This window comes from Neolewinella aquimaris, assembly GCF_014197245.1.
GTDB classification, from domain to species: domain Bacteria; phylum Bacteroidota; class Bacteroidia; order Chitinophagales; family Saprospiraceae; genus Neolewinella; species Neolewinella aquimaris.
This window is the reverse complement of the sequence record NZ_JACIFF010000006.1, coordinates 1-13,967: the sequence shown is the minus strand read 5'-3', so window position 1 is coordinate 13,967 and position 13,967 is coordinate 1. Positions and strand designations below refer to the sequence as shown.

At 56.5% G+C, this 13,967-nt stretch carries 11 protein-coding genes and 1 CRISPR repeat array; of the genes, 6 read left to right on the top strand and 5 right to left on the bottom strand.

What is annotated here, in order from left to right:
* Positions 1 to 79: 79 nt before the first annotated feature.
* Entirely contained in the window at positions 80 to 460 is a 381-nt protein-coding gene (locus GGR28_RS11795) for a four helix bundle protein (protein WP_183496006.1), read from the bottom strand.
* Between the two features lie 209 nt (positions 461 to 669).
* On the bottom strand, positions 670 to 1,647 hold the full coding sequence (locus GGR28_RS11790) for a ribonucleotide-diphosphate reductase subunit beta (protein WP_183496005.1): 978 nt from the start codon (positions 1,645 to 1,647) through the stop codon (positions 670 to 672).
* Positions 1,648 to 2,390: 743 nt separating this feature from the next.
* Here GGR28_RS11790 and GGR28_RS11785 point away from each other — a divergent pair.
* The 6 genes from GGR28_RS11785 (at position 2,391) to GGR28_RS11760 (ending at position 9,980) form a co-directional block, all read left to right on the top strand.
* Positions 2,391 to 3,557 (top strand): serine hydrolase domain-containing protein, encoded by a 1,167-nt coding sequence (locus GGR28_RS11785; RefSeq protein ID WP_183496004.1) that lies wholly within the window; start codon positions 2,391 to 2,393, stop codon positions 3,555 to 3,557.
* A gap of 128 nt (positions 3,558 to 3,685) precedes the next feature.
* The gene (locus GGR28_RS11780; RefSeq protein WP_183496003.1) at positions 3,686 to 5,179 is read left to right on the top strand and encodes a tetratricopeptide repeat protein; all 1,494 of its coding nucleotides are present in this window, start codon (positions 3,686 to 3,688) and stop codon (positions 5,177 to 5,179) included.
* A gap of 49 nt (positions 5,180 to 5,228) precedes the next feature.
* Positions 5,229 to 6,056, top strand: a complete 828-nt coding sequence (locus GGR28_RS11775) for a hypothetical protein (protein WP_183496002.1) — start codon at positions 5,229 to 5,231, stop codon at positions 6,054 to 6,056.
* A 59-nt stretch (positions 6,057 to 6,115) separates the two neighbouring features.
* Positions 6,116 to 7,546, top strand: coding sequence for a pyruvate kinase (gene pyk, locus GGR28_RS11770; protein ID WP_183496001.1), 1,431 nt, complete (start codon positions 6,116 to 6,118; stop codon positions 7,544 to 7,546).
* A 123-nt stretch (positions 7,547 to 7,669) separates the two neighbouring features.
* Positions 7,670 to 9,220: a tetratricopeptide repeat protein gene (locus GGR28_RS11765; protein ID WP_183496000.1), complete on the top strand. Its 1,551-nt coding sequence runs from the start codon at positions 7,670 to 7,672 to the stop codon at positions 9,218 to 9,220.
* Between the two features lie 7 nt (positions 9,221 to 9,227).
* Complete coding sequence (locus GGR28_RS11760; protein ID WP_183495999.1) at positions 9,228 to 9,980, top strand: DUF4292 domain-containing protein; 753 nt, start codon at positions 9,228 to 9,230, stop codon at positions 9,978 to 9,980.
* Positions 9,981 to 10,805: 825 nt separating this feature from the next.
* A CRISPR array of direct repeats spans positions 10,806 to 12,098; the repeat unit is 36 nt; unit sequence GTCGCAGTGCCCTTTCGTGGCACGCATGACTCCTAC.
* Positions 12,099 to 12,196: 98 nt separating this feature from the next.
* Here the strand turns inward: GGR28_RS11760 and cas2 are convergent.
* From cas2 to GGR28_RS11745, 3 genes are read right to left on the bottom strand one after another with little or no spacing between them, the layout of a single operon-like run.
* On the bottom strand, positions 12,197 to 12,505 hold the full coding sequence (gene cas2, locus GGR28_RS11755) for a CRISPR-associated endonuclease Cas2 (RefSeq protein ID WP_183495998.1): 309 nt from the start codon (positions 12,503 to 12,505) through the stop codon (positions 12,197 to 12,199).
* Positions 12,505 to 13,497, bottom strand: a complete 993-nt coding sequence (gene cas1, locus GGR28_RS11750) for a CRISPR-associated endonuclease Cas1 (RefSeq protein WP_183495997.1) — start codon at positions 13,495 to 13,497, stop codon at positions 12,505 to 12,507. Before cas1 ends, cas2 begins: the two co-directional genes overlap by 1 nt.
* 58 nt (positions 13,498 to 13,555) lie before the next feature.
* Positions 13,556 to 13,795 carry a hypothetical protein gene (locus tag GGR28_RS11745; protein WP_183495996.1) on the bottom strand — a complete coding sequence of 80 codons (240 nt, stop codon included), beginning with the start codon at positions 13,793 to 13,795 and terminating at the stop codon, positions 13,556 to 13,558.
* Between the last annotated feature and the right edge of the window lie 172 nt (positions 13,796 to 13,967).

Below are 13,967 nucleotides of genomic sequence, written 5' to 3'. Positions count from 1 at the left end.
TAGCTACCGCACGGCTCAGCTCACTTCGTTCGTGAGCCTGCACAGTCGATGGCCGGAACCGCTGTTACGCGCTACGTGATCAGGTTGGTTTTTTGATTTTAGCTTCCATGGTCCTTACGGTGCGGACGAAAATGCTAATGAGTTGATTATTTTCGTCTAGCACGTTTGCCAGACGTTCGGCTGGGTAGAGACCCGATTGTCTAATGATTTTAAGGTTGATGTACGTTTCCCGAAGTTCTTTTAGCGCGATACTACACTTATGGCGAAAATCTCTGTCCGATTCTGCCCCCCGTGCTTCTCCGTACAGTAATGCCGGAGCGCTACCCGAGCGCAACATCTGCTTGCCAAAATGCGCGCCGGCAAAGTTGCTCGGCAGATCACCGGAAAGATGTACGATACGGACCGCAAAGTCTATGAGCCGTTGCTCAAGTTGTTCAGACTTAGAATTAGGCAAAGCCATACCTCAAAACTTATTTAACCCTTTGACGAGCGAAGCGAGCTTCCTCGTGCGGCAGCCACCTCGCATATCAAGTATCAAAATTCGCGTATCGCATCTCAGTTCCTGCGGCAGCCACCTCATATATCGCATATCCGGAATCGCATATCGCACTTCAGTTCCTGCGGCAGCCACCTCATACATCGTATATCAGGAATCGCATATCGCACATCCTAAAAGTCCTCATCCAGCGAAAACACCTGCTTATCCCGCTCCGAAGTCACGCCAGCCTTCTGGTACTCCCCTACCCGCTTCTCGAAGAAGTTGGTTTTGCCCTGCAGGTTGATCATGTCCATCCAGGGGAAGGGGTTTTCGGCGTTCCAGACCTTTTCCTGGCCAAGCTCGACGAGCAGGCGGTCGGCGACGTACTCGATGTACTGGCACATCATGTCGGAGTTCATGCCGATGAGGTTGACGGGCAGTGAGTCGCTGACGAATTCCTTCTCGATCGCCACCGCGTCCTTGATAATGCCGGTGACCACGCCTTCGTCCAGCTTGTTGACAATGTGGTCGTTGTAAAGCAGACAGGCGAAGTCGCAATGCATGCCCTCGTCGCGGCTAATTAGTTCGTTGCTGAAGGTCAGTCCGGGCATCAGGCCGCGCTTCTTGAGCCAGAAGATGGAACAGAACGAGCCGCTGAAGAAAATACCCTCCACGGCGGCGAAGGCGACGATGCGTTCGGCGAAGCTGCCGTTGTCGATCCAGCGCAGGGCCCACTCGGCCTTCTTCTGCACGCAGGGCATGGTTTCGATCGCGTTGAATAGGTGGTCTTTCTCGGCCCCGTCGCTGATGTAGGTGTCGATCAGCAGGCTGTAGGTTTCGGAGTGGATGTTCTCCATCATGATCTGGAAGCCGTAGAAGAACTTTGCTTCCGTGTACTGTACTTCGGCCACGAAGTTCTCGGCCAGGTTCTCGTTCACGATGCCGTCGGAGGCGGCAAAAAAGGCCAGGACGTGCTTAATGAAGTAGCGCTCGTTGTCGGTGAGCTTGTTGTTCCAGTCGTTGAGGTCGGCGCTGAGGTCGATCTCCTCGGCCGTCCAAAAGCAGGCTTCGTTGTCCTTGTAGTAGCGCCAGATGTCGTCGTGCTGGATCGGGAAAAGGACGAAGCGGTTGGGATTTTCAACCAGGATGGGTTCGAGATTGGCGGTCATGGCAAATTTGAGTGAGGCAGCTCCGATGCTATCGGGACACTGCGGTTAGGTTATTTAATGCGCGACGGCGGCGTGTCCCCTTTCCGGTGTGGAGGATGGGGAAAAGCGGTGACAACCGTACGTTTTTGTGGTCAGTTAACTAGGGCGGCACCCGCTTTGAAGGGCGCCGCCTTAGCCTAAGTGGTATCAGCAAGCCGGAGCTCCGGGTGTTACAACCAATTTGTTGTTTTCCCCCGTATAAGTGCCAAGATAGGGGCGGTGTTGGTTGGTTTTAAACCCTATTTATCCACACTGTGTGGAAAACATTTGTTAAAATGCTGATAATCAATAAATTAACATCTTTTGCCATTTTATCCACAATGTGGAAAACCTATGCACGTATGTGGAAAACTCCAACCGTTGTCCACAAAATTCCGTGGAAAACAAGGCAGGGCGGGGCCGCAGGTGCAATGCAATGGTGGAAAACCTACAATTATTGGCATTTATTCTGGTGCATGCGAGTGACATAAATGCCTGTCCGTCAAAGGTAGAGATGAAAGAACGTGCCCGTACTGGGTAACCCTGGCGGGCGAGCAGTGTCGGATCGGCTCGGAGGTTCCAAGGATGAGCCTTTCTAAGGCGACCCTGAAAAGCGGGAAGTACGGAGAGCAGTACAGGGTCGGCTTAGAAAGCCTCAACCTCGGCGGTACAGCGTCGGCTTAGAAAGCCTCACCCTTGGAGGGGCAAACTGCTATCTTCCCGGCATGAAACCAACGTTGCTCGCTTTACTGATTTTACTCTGCACTAACGGTTGGTCACAGGACCCTGCACCCGTGACCACCGTACCCGCCCAGTACTTCCCAAATGCGACGGAATGGACGGAACGCCCCGCCACGGAAGCCGGATTCGACGCGCCTGCCCTGGATTCCGCCGTACAATTTGCGCTTGACCACGAGTACTCCGGCGCCCGCGACCTGCGGCTGGCCATCCTGGAGTCCTTCAGCCGCGAACCCGGTCACACCCTGCGCGGACCCACGAAGGAACGCGGCGCACCCGCAGGAATGATCCTGAAGGACGGCTACGTGGTGGCCAGCTGGGGCGATACGAAGCGGGTGGACATGACCTTCAGCGTGACGAAGAGTTACCTGTCGACCACCGCCGGACTGGCCCTCGACGACGGGCTCATCGGAGCGGTAACGGATACGGTGGCCCGCTACGTTTGGGACGGCACCTTCTCCGGCGACCACAACGGCGGCATCACCTGGGAACACCTGCTGCACCAAACGTCCGACTGGTCGGGTACCCTCTTCGGCCTCGATGACTGGACCGACCGCCCCGACCCCGCTGGCACCTACGACGGCTGGAAGAACCGCGAACTGCACACCCCCGGCAGTTTTTTCAAGTACAACGACGTGCGCGTGAACGTGCTCGCTTATTCCCTGCTCCAGGTATGGCGACGCCCACTCCCCCAAGTGCTGAAAGAACGCATCATGGATCCCATCGGAGCCACCACCACCTGGCGCTGGCACGGTTACGACGACAGTTGGGTAGACCTGGACGGACTGCACATGCAGTCGGTCAGCGGCGGCGGCCACCACGGCGGAGGGCTGTTCATCAACACCGAGGATCACGCCCGCCTCGGACTGCTGTTCGCCCGTCGCGGCAAATGGAACGATCGCCAGTTGATCTCCGAAAGCTGGGTCGATATGATCCGCACCCCCACCCCCGCCAACGCCAGCTACGGCTACATGTGGTGGCTCAACGCCGGCGACCGCAGCTGGGAAGGGGTGCCCGACCACGTGTACTACGCCGCCGGCTTCGGGGGCAACTTCATTGTCATCGATGAGGAGCGAGACCTGGTCATCGTGACCCGTTGGCTGGAACCTAATGAGATCGGGGAATTCGTGCGGCGGGTGTACGCGGCACTATAGTGATATGAGGGCGGTCTTCACCGGTTAAGGCCACATGGAGATTTTCGAGATGTGTATGTACGTGTAACAACTCGTATATTATAGGGCTATTCCCCCCATTCACACACACTCTTAAATCGATTCACGCGATGAAAAACGCAATACTATTCCTATTAGCCATCCTCCTGTTCGGTACTCCGGCACTCGCACAGAACGAGACAAACACCGGTACGACCTACTATCAGGTAACCAAACTGAAGAACCCCGAGGGCAACCTCATGGCGGTGGAGCGGACCATGATGCTTCCGTTCTTCCAGTCCCGCGTCAACAGCGGCAAACAACTCTGGCACGCCCTTTACCAGGTCCAGTCGCCCTCCGGTGAACAGTCGGACTTCGAATACGTGTCCGTGGACGTGTTCTCCAACCTGACCGACCTCAATCTTCCGCCCAGCGGGCAAAACGAGGTGATCGCAGAGACCTTTCCCCACACCACCCCCGAGCGATTCTGGGGGCGGGTGGATGAAGTTTCTGACGTAGTAAGCGTCGAAACCTACACCCTGGAGGGCACGTTAGCCCCACCGGCCGCCGATGGCGCCGGCACCCGGAGCCAAATCATTTCCGTCAACTACATGCTCGTGCCCCCGGCGATGGAGAGCGATTATTTGGCCATGGAAACTGAAGTGGCCAAGCCGATCATGCAGGAACACCTGAAGCAGGGCAGGATGCAAAACTGGCTCGTAGTCCGGCGCATGTTACCCGGCGGAACGGACTTCGGCGCCAACTTCGTAACCGTCGATGCCTTCGAGGACTGGGCCCACCTGGAAGCCTACAACCAGGAATTTAACGCCACCGCCGCAAAAGTGCATCCCGGAAAGGACCTGAATAAGATGGTCCAGCGAATCAACGAATTGAGAACAATGACCCGCTCCGAAATCTGGGAACTTAAGACGGAGACCACGCCCCCGACAAGCGAGGCCGTCACCTACACCGTACTTAAGGAAGGTACCGGACCGAAGGCCATGCGCGGACAGGAAATCACCTGGTCGGGAAAGGCCATGGATGCTTCCGGTAAAACCCTTTTCCAGACCGCCGATCTGGGCGAAAACTGGCAGGATTGCGTAGGCAGCGATCCCTACGACCGAATCTGGAATACGGCCGCCATGATGGTCGGGGAGGGCGGCATCGTGCAGGTCACCGTTCCGGAGGCAGCTCAGAGCTACGCGCAGCGCCGGAATAATGGCGGCGGCGTGGCCACCTTCAAGCTGACGGTCGAGAAGATCGGCCCACCGGTAAAGTACGGACACGATAAACTGCGCGATATGCTCACTGAACAGGGGCTGGAAGCTACCAAGGCATGGTACACCGGACTGAAGCGCGACAATCCCGAAGGCTACGCGTTCCGGGAATTCCAGATGAACGCACTGGGTTACGAACTAATGAACGAGGGCATGGAGGAGGAGGCCGTATTCGTCCTGAAGACCAACTGCGAAAACTACCCGAATTCCTACAACACCTACGACAGCCTGGCCGATGCCTACAGCAACGCCGGCAACGACTACCACGCCATGAAGAACTTCGAAGTGGCACTGCAGAAGAATCCGGAATCCTCCCTTACGGCCGAAAAGTTGTCAAAATTGAAGTAAGCAGCCACCCTGGGGCGACCTTTTTGCGCCGGATCCGGTTCTGAACCGCATGGACATCCGCTTTATTCCCCAGGCCGAAATCGATAAGCAGCTCTACAACAGCTGCGTACACTTCGCTACGAACGGCAGCCTCTACGGCTACGACTGGTACCTCAATGCCACCGCCAAGGAGTGGGACCTGCTGGTGGAGGGCGACAATTACGTCTCCGCCATGCCCCTGCCCCGCACCACCAACTGGATCGGTCGTACCCAACTCACCCAACCCGTGCTGGTGCCCGATCTGGCCGTGTACAGCGTCAAACCGCTCAGCCCAAAACGCATTCAGGCCTTCTGGGACGCCGTTCCGGAGGAGTACCGCGGCGGGGGGCTCACGGTCGAACCCGCATCGGTGCCGAAAAATGCGGGGCGGTTTGAAGTAACCACCGCCGTAGGGGATGCGCTGTTTTTGAACAAGTCCTACGAGGAGATCACTGACGACTTCCCATCTACTTACTACGAGCAACTGGCCCGGGCCGAGCGTGCCGATCTCCTACCCGTACCCGCCCTCAAGCCGGAAGCCTATGCTGACTTTTGGCTGTCCGTACACGGCAAGTCCGTCGACAACGAGTGGAAGTACCACGCCATGCAGCGCCTCATGTACCAGGTCCTCCACCGCAGCTGGGGCAATGCCGCCGGCATCCAGACGCGCGACGGGCAACTGCTGGCCGTTTCCTTTAACGTATACAGCCACAACCGCATCTTCCCCCTCTTTCGTGCGGAAAGCAAGGCGGGCGGGGACGCAGGAGCAATGACCTTGCTAAACGACACCCTCCTGAGGAGTCATGCGAATCGGTCGCTAAAGATCGCTAGCGAGGCACTCTACCAGCGAAGCAGGTAAATCCCTACCTTTGCGTATTATTGTATTTCTTACACTAACTATCTAGTCAGCTATCTCCCATGACAGACCATCAGAATACCAAGATCGTTGCCACCGTAGGCCCAGCCTGTAATTCTTACGAGGGCCTGCTCGGTCTGGTTGAAGCCGGCGTGGATGTCTTCCGCCTCAATTTCAGTCACGGCAGCCACGAAGATCACAAGAAGGTCGTGGACCTCGTCGTCCGGATCAACAAGGAGAAGGGGACGCACGTCAGCCTCCTGGCCGACCTTCAGGGACCGAAACTCCGCGTCGGCAAAATGGAGGGCGACGGACTCGAGCTCGAAGCCGGACAGATCGTCACCTTCACCAACACCGAGTGCATCGGCAACGCCGAACGGGTGTACATGAGCTACCCCCAGTTCGCCCAGGACGTAACCGTTGGTGAACGCGTACTTGTCGACGACGGCACCCTCGTATTCGAAGTAGTTGACACCAACGCAAAGGATACCGTAAAGCTCAAGGCGCTGTACGCCGGGACCCTTAAGTCCAACAAGGGAGTCAACCTACCCAATACCAAGATCAGCCTGCCTAGTCTCACGGAAAAGGACCTCGAAGACTTACAGTACATCCTTACTATTCCCGAGATCAACTGGATCGCCCTGAGCTTCGTGCGCCAGGCCCAGGACTGTAAGGAGCTACGTTCCCATATCGATCGGGCCGGCCACCAGGCCAAGATCATCTCCAAGATCGAAAAGCCGGAGGCGATCGAGAACATCGACAAGATCATCAAGCACTCCAATGCCATCATGGTGGCTCGCGGTGACCTCGGCATCGAGATGCCCATGGAACGCTTGCCCATCATCCAGAAGGAGATCATCAAGAAGTGCATCCAGCGGGCCCGCCCGGTGATCGTCGCGACCCAGATGATGGACTCCATGATCACCAACCCCGGTCCCACCCGCGCCGAAGTGACCGACGTAGCCAACGCCGTACTCGACGGTACCGACGCCGTGATGCTTAGCGGGGAGACCAGCGTAGGTCGCCACCCAGCCCTCGTAGTCAAGTGGATGAACAGCATCATCGAGGAGGCGGAGAAGATCTACGAGATCGGTCCCAAGCGTCCCAAGTCGAACTCCAAGAGCGGTACCTTCATCAGCGACGTAGTGACCTCCGCCGCCGCCTGGGCCGCCCAGAACGTGGGCGCACGCGCCATCACCGGCATGACCCGCACCGGCTACACTGCCTTTAAGCTCAGCAGCTTCCGGCCCAGCTCCAAGATCTACATCTTTAGCGACCTGCCCGAGATCCTCAACACCCTCAACCTCTGCTGGGGGGTGCGGTGCTACCACTACGACCGGTTCCGCAGCACGGACGAAACTGTCGAGGACGTCACCAACATTCTCAAAAAGAACAACCACGTACAGGAGGGCGACATGATCCTCAATACCGGTAGTATGCCGCTGGAGAAGCGGGGTATGCTGAATATGCTGAAGATTACGGTAGTGGAGTAAGGGAAGGAAGGATTGAGGTAGTGAGGGAATGAAGGGGTGAAGGATTAAGGGGGGGTGAGGGGTGTCCGCACTAGTTTGGAACCGACGGCGTTATTATACCGTTAGCTTACTTTCTACGACACCATGCGCAATCTCCTTCTCCTTGCTTTCGTGAGTTTACTGAACTCCCTCGGTGCCCAGGGCGAGGTCAGTGAAAAGCAGGTGGGGCTGGAGGGCCAGTTCATCGAAGCAAAACAGGAAGCACTGCTGGGCAAGACCGACGAGGCCATCGCCAAGTTCCGTATGATCCTGGAGGTAGAACCGAAGAACGATCCGGCCCTCTTCGAGCTGGGAAGGCTGGAATACGCGGCGGGGAATACGGTGGGGGCGATCGAAGCACTCAGGTCCGCCTACGCTATTCGACCCAATGACGTATATGTGGCTTTTCTTGCGGAGCTGTATCAGTCTGCGGGACGCTACCGCGATGGAGCCGAACTCTACGCCGAGCGGATCAGGGTCAACCCCGCCGAAACGGAGAACTACCTGGAGCGCGCCGCCTTTCTCGTACGCGATCAGGACATCAAAGGGGCCATCAAGACTTACGACGAACTGGAGGAGCGAATCGGGGTGAATCCCGAGGTAATCCGGCGCAAGCATGCCCTTTACCTGGGTACCGGCGATCTTAAGCGGGCCGAGCGCGAACTGACAAACTTAGTCGACGCCTATCCCGATCATATTGGTTTCCGTCATTTGCTGGCCGGCTACTATTCCAGTCAGAACGACGATAAGAAAGCGCGGGAGGCATACCAAGAAATTCTGCGCCTTGAACCCAGTGACGTGCGCGCCCAACTGGCACTGCAGGATGCCGCGCCGCGGACCAATAATTCGGACGATACCGAGCTAATGACGCTGCTGGGCCGTACCGACGTTGACCTCGATCTGAAGATCGGCAAGTTGTTGCCGCAAATCCAGCAGGTTGCTACCACCCAGGACCGGGCGCTTGCCGACCGCCTGCTTCCCCTCGTAGCCGAGCTACAGCGCGTGCATCCCGATGAGGCGAAAGCTACGGCTATTGAGGGTGACCTTTATTTTCACTCCGATCGTCCCGGTGAAGCCGCCGCCGCTTACCGAACTACGCTTAAACTGGACGATACCGTCTACCCCGTCTGGGAACAACTTATGGGTAGCCTCTACCTGAGTAACCAAATGGCCGACCTCCGGAAATATGGAGAGGAGGCGCTCGATATTTTTCCGAACCGGCCATCGATCTATGTGCATTACGCACTGGGTGAGGCCTTTCGGGGAGACTTCGGTGCCGCTAACAGTTTGCTGCAGCAGGCGCAATTGATGGTGAGTGGAAGCCCCGAATCCGCCGCCGCCCTGCAGGAAATTACCGCGGCGATCGCTTTGCTGGAAGATCCCGCCGCCAGCGCCGAGGTGAACATGGACCGTCTCCCCGGGGGGAACGACGGTCCCCTCTCCTTCTACCTGCAACAGCAAAATTCGCCGGATGCTTCCATACTTTCCGCCGCAGACAACCCCGACAACACCAATGCCCTCCTTCTCGAACTGATGGGCGACCTGAGCAGCAAAGCTGGCGACAAGGAAACGGCCGCCGCGCTGTACGCCAGGGCCCGGGCCGCCGGCAGTAAATCCCCTACCCTGCCCGAGAAGATCTCCCGGCTAAAAAGCTAATCCCCGTATGCGTTTAACTCTACTGGCCCTCCTGGCCGTACTCCTGCTCGCCAACTGCAACCGCAAAGTGGCCGGGCCCGGCAACAATGCCAACGTACCGACCGGTAAACTTCGCCTGGCCCAGGTTCTACGTACCATCGACGACAACCGCACCACCGCCGAGTGGCTGGATGCCAAAGCTAAGGTCGACCTGGAGAGCGAGAAACTCAATATTGGCGGCACCGCTTACATCCGCATTCACCGCGACGAAGCGATCTGGATGAGCGTCAAGAAGTTCGGTTTCGAGGGTGCGCGGGCGCTGATTCGGCCGGATTCCTTCTTCCTCTACAATCGCCTGGAGAACGAGTACATCGCCGAGCCCCTCAGCTATATCGAGGAGAAGTACAAAATCCCCGCCCGCTTCGATTTACTCCAGGAGATCTTCTTCGGCAACGCCGTCTTCCTCACCGACGACCTCGCCGTCGACCGCGCCGACAACGCCATCCGCCTCACCGGCCGCAGCCGCGACTTCGCCACCGATTACCGCATCGATCCCCTTACCTACCGCCCCCTCACCATGGAGCTCCAGGAGCTCGGCCAGGACCGCACCCTCACCGTCACCAACGCCGACTACGCTACTGCGGACGGCCTCACCCAGACCTTCCCCCGCTCCCGCACCATCGTCGTCGACGGCGGCAGCGAAGGCATGGCTGGCATGCAGATCGACTTCACCGACCTAAAATTCGGCAAACCAGTCGCCATGCCCTTCGAAACAAAGTAAAAAGCGGCCTCAGGCCGCGCAGTACGATGCTGGCTCCCCCGATAGCTATCGGGGCGATAGTACGATGCTGCCTCCGGCAGCGATGTACGAAGCTGTCTCCGACAGCGCTATAAAGGAGCGATTTTCAGCACCAACAATCCCTCTCTGTCTTCATCAAAAGCTCCGATATCCATACGCGCAGCAACGAAAACCCCGTCGCCGAATTGATCGCGAGTTGTTGCGAGAGCCGTCGGAGATGCCCCCTTCACAGCCTCGTTGCCTAAGGATGGCCCCGCTGGAGCCAGTACACCTCGCCATCTAAACCCGCTCAATAATCAATGAATCTCCGTGCTGGAAACAATTAGCGAGGTGCTGCACTGGATTTATTGAGAAACATGATAGCGCCCATTCGCGGCACGCAGGGCTCCTACAACTATAAGTTCAACGCCAAGGAAGGAGCATTCTTGTCGCAGTGCCCGTTTGCTGCGCAGCTGCCTGCGGCGGTCGTGGCACGCATGAGTCTTACTACTTCGATCAACATTACGACCAGTACAACTACATGTCGCAGTGCCCGTTTGCTGCGCAGCTGCCTGCGGCGGTCGTGGCACGCATGACTCCTACCTATTAGCTGCGAAAAGCCCGAGGAGGTATATAACAGTCGCAATGCCCTTTTGCTGCGCAGCTGCCTGCGGCGGTCGTGGCACGCATGAGTCCTACGCGAACTTTGCAAGCTTATGGAGAGCTGCAGGACGTGTCGCAGTGCCCTTTTGCTGCGCAGCTGCCTGCGGCGGTCGTGGCACGCATGAGTCCTACCGCAAGAGCTGGCCAAACTCAGAATTGAAGCTTGTCGCAGTGCCCTTTCATGGCACGCATGAGTCCTACCACTTTTTAAATTCCGACATAATGAAATTAAGTCGCAGTGCCCTTTCGTGGCACGCATGAGTCCTACTCGGTATTTCCGAACTGCTTGCGTGGCGTTTAGGTCGCAGTGCCCTTTCGTGGCACGCATGACTCCTACCGTTAATGCCACCGCAATCGGCGGAAGCGAAACGTCGCAGTGCCCTTTCGTGGCACGCATGACTCCTACAACCTTCTCGGGTGCCGTTTTCAGCTTTATCGTGTCGCAGTGCCCTTTCGTGGCACGCATGACTCCTACTACAAGATGCTGAGAATGCTCTAAGGGAAGCTAAGTCGCAGTGCCCTTTCGTGGCACGCATGAGTCCTACTTGAGGTTCATCATCGTGAGGTCACCGACTATATGTCGCAGTGCCCTTTCGTGGCACGCATGACTCCTACTTGGAGATCTTGCGAATGTGAATCTCACCGAAGATCGTCGCAGTGCCCTTTCGTGGCACGCATGACTCCTACCACTATTCCACCGGCCCTAAGGTCGAATTGGAAGTGTCGCAGTGCCCTTTCGTGGCACGCATGACTCCTACAATGACAAAGGCGGAGCTAATTATCTTCTGTTTGTCGCAGTGCCCTTTCGTGGCACGCATGACTCCTACTTTTTTTGGGCGCTTCACAAAGCGAACAAGATTGTCGCAGTGCCCTTTCGTGGCACGCATGACTCCTACTGATGAGCACCCTCATTGCTCTGGTGCTGGTTGGTCGCAGTGCCCTTTCGTGGCACGCATGAGTCCTACCTTCTGGACGATCTGGGAGTTTGCGCAACAAAGTCGCAGTGCCCTTTCGTGGCACGCATGAGTCCTACACGTATTTAACGTCGGTCGGGGGTACCTCGAATTTACGTCGCAGTGCCCTTTCGTGGCACGCATGAGTCCTACGCAGCAATCGCTTCAATTATGGCGAGGGATTGTTGTCGCAGTGCCCTTTCGTGGCACGCATGACTCCTACTTCGAGTGCGAAGAAGAGGGCACCGACACTACTACTGGTCGCAGTGCCCTTTCGTGGCACGCATGACTCCTACGGTAAACTTGGAGGGTGACGAATTTAGCGTGTGTCGCAGTGCCCTTTCGTGGCACGCATGACTCCTACTACGATAGAATGAATCTAGATTTTATACTTTTTGTCGCAGTGCCCTTTCGTGGCACGCATGACTCCTACCCCGCCGGTACAGGACAAATACTGTCATTTTCAGACGTCGCAGTGCCCTTTCGTGGCACGCATGACTCCTACCCGTTAGTTTCGTATAGTGCTGACATACAGCAGTTTACGTGAGCAAAACTTGTTGACAACTCGTCTGGGAAGCGTTCCAAATTTTATAGCCCTTTCGTTTATAGTACTAAAGTATGAATTTCTCGGTTGATGAGCCCCCAATCTTCAGGTACTTTACCAATGATGGATAGCTCCCTTTTGCTGTATTCATGGAGGGGAAGCAGGAGAAGACTGTCGTCGGGCGTCCACCGGGGCAGGTTGCTAATCAGCAGTAGTTCTTCTTCTAGTTTCAGTAGAATAGATTTTGAAAAGGTGCCCATGAATACGGAATGCTGGATACGGTAACCGCCGGCCCGCAGGATAAATTTAGCCGCTTTCAGGCGCAGGTTGTTGTCGGAAATATCGTAGCTGATCAGGTGGGTTTGCATTACACGGGACGTTTTTCGATCAAATCGATCAAGCGAGCCAGCCCAGCGGCGTGGCGAAATATATGAGCGTCACGGCTCATTTGTCTACCCTCCCACCGGCGGGGCGTTCGCATCCATTCGTTGAAGGCCGGGATGAGTGTTCGCTTTGCCGTTGAGTTCAGCCAGAAGCCAGCGTCTTTCGGCTCGACTACGTCAGCAAGTAGCTTTTGAACAAACAATTGCTCCAGGATAAAGCGGTCGACCCAGGGACGGAATGGCTCGATGAGGTCATATGCCAGCGTGGGTCGGTCGTACTCATCGGCGTGCAACACACCCAGGTGGGGATCGAGACCGGCATTAAAAAGGGCGCGTTCAACGGTTGCGTAAAGCATACCGTAGAAGTAGTTTGTAAGTGCATTGTAAGCATCCAGGGCTGGCCGGCGGGATCGACCGGAAAATTGCCAGGCTTCCGGTACCGCTTGTCCCACTTCCCCCCAGTATATGCGGGCGGTATTTCCCTCCCATCCCATGATCGAGGCCGACCAAGCATCGGTTGGCGGGCCGTCGTGTTCATGCTGAAGCACTTTAAGACGATCATCGATCCATTTGATTGCAGCATGCAATTCTTCCTCCCTTTTCCGCCTGCGGTTAGCCAGGTACTTAAGATTCTCTAACTGACCCGCCGTTTTAAGTCCGAATTGGCGGATCACCCAGGCCGTCCCCGCCTTGCTATCGCTAAAGTAAACCTGCTTCCGTCGTAGGGTAGCCAGGCTCTCGAAGTAGGGGCTGCGGAGACAGGCATCCGCATCACCGAAACGATCAAAAAAGTATATGGGTACTTCGCTCTCCGCCGCCAGCCGGATAGCGGCGGAAGAAAGCAGACACGGGCTGGTAACGGAAATGCTGCTCAACTGCTCGGGGCTGATGTCACGCACCTCGTCCTCGTGGCTTACCCGGAACAATCCGTCCTTAACTTTAAGACTTAGACCGTGAGTGTTCAGTACAAGTTGCATGTCAGTTGGCATTGCTCTAAAGGATTCGCTTCGCACCCGCGGCCCCGCCCACGAAATTTCAGAGGCGGGGCTGGTTAAATAGGGTGTATCCAAAGTCGAGCCAGCTGACGGGCTCGTAGGTTGTCGGTGGCTCAAGTGCGGCCGCAAAGGCGGTTTCCAGGTCGATGCGCTGGGGGTCGTGTTCATCCATCGCCTGAGCAGCAAAAGCCAGACGCCCCCGTAATCTTTCGGCAATCTCCTCTACCCACTTCGAATTGGTGAGCCGACCGGTAGGTACGCAGTACTTTGCATTGACCACATCGTCAAGCTTAAAGATGCCCGTGCGGAGCGATTTAAGGTAGTCTTCGGAGAGGCTTACCTAGTCTTCGCCTACAATTCAGCAGTTCCCCGGGTAAGGTGTACACGTAAGGTGAATAAAGAATCTTCTTCCGCGCTGTAAGCTCATTTCCCTACGTGGAGTAGTTTAGTTG